Here is a 1,207-nt window from a genome sequence, read left to right on the forward strand (position 1 = left end):
TAGTGCCCATCCATAAAGGCGGTAATTTCAATATTTTACCGCCTTGCCAATAACTGCTGTTAACAAATATTTCTCATCCGCAGATTGCCGCTATCTTAATTTCATTTAACCGCTTAATTTTGCTGTATTTGCCGTTTTCCAAGCACAACCAAAACCCGACTTCTTTGCTCCGGTTTCTGCCTCCTCGGTTTTTCTGACTTAGAATACAGCTCAACTCATTCAACTGCTATTTAAGCGAACATGCCGATTCAAGTTGTAACTTAAAATAGACGACCAAACAAAGGCTTGAAAGCCCGACCAATGTTTCCACCGGGCAACAGAACAGCCAAAAGATCGCTTAAGTTCTGATATGTTTCCTTCGATGCCAGCCCGGAAATTCGCCAGCTTCTTCAGCGTTCTTTTCTGCAATCCCATTGCTTTTAGCGTCAAACCAACATCCTTCTGAAAGCCCACGGCCTGCACGCCCATCGCCCGACCCGTGTTAACATTGTTCTGGCTTGCGTAGCCGCCATCAGCAATGGTGCGGAAAGGCAATTGATTGTATGTGTCCTGGTGTGCTTTCAACACCGGCAAAAAAAGTTCTTTGTCACTGGTGTTGCCTTGTTCGATACTACAATGCGTAACGTAACCGGACTGCTCTGTTGATAAATTAATTTTGTGCCCGTACTGAACATCTCTAAAACCTTTGACGATAATGTCGGTATGCGGTTCAAATAAGCTGACCAGTTTTTCAGACGACGGAACCTTCTCTTCATTGATCACACGCCGAGTGGCCTGATCTATGACTCTCTTCAGCAGGCCTTGGTAGTGGCGGACGACCTCGCACCAAGCTTGCCCACTCAGTACCGTCTCAGTGATGCGCTCTATGCCTCGGATTGACTGTTCAATGACGAGCTCTGCGATCCTTAACAGCTTCGGGTAAAGCACCTGTTTGTCTGCGTTCTTGGCATTAAATATTTTATAGGCAAGCGATTTCGCTTTTTTACGTTGATCCGTGAACCGAAGCTTAACACCCGTGCGATCTTTGGCTTTTGCCATAAGGCGACTCAAGACCCGTATGCCATCATACAGAAGCTGGCTATCACTGGGCGGAGCAATATGGCTGTGTACCACGGTGCTATCAATGCGCAGATGATGGATGTTAACGTCTTTCTGAGCCAGCCAATAACGGATCAGTTGTTCATTCAGGTATTGCAGAGTGCAAGGC

1 protein-coding gene is annotated in these 1,207 nt (G+C 46.5%); it reads right to left on the minus strand.

Annotation, left to right across the window (positions count from 1 at the left end; genetic code table 11):
- Nucleotides 1-219: 219 nt before the first annotated feature.
- Nucleotides 220-1,207, minus strand: a 988-nt coding sequence (locus tag BCF53_RS19120) for a transposase (RefSeq protein WP_132704377.1), incomplete at its 5' end; no start/stop codon positions are given.

This window comes from Reinekea marinisedimentorum, from assembly GCF_004341165.1.
GTDB classification, from domain to species: domain Bacteria; phylum Pseudomonadota; class Gammaproteobacteria; order Pseudomonadales; family Natronospirillaceae; genus Reinekea; species Reinekea marinisedimentorum.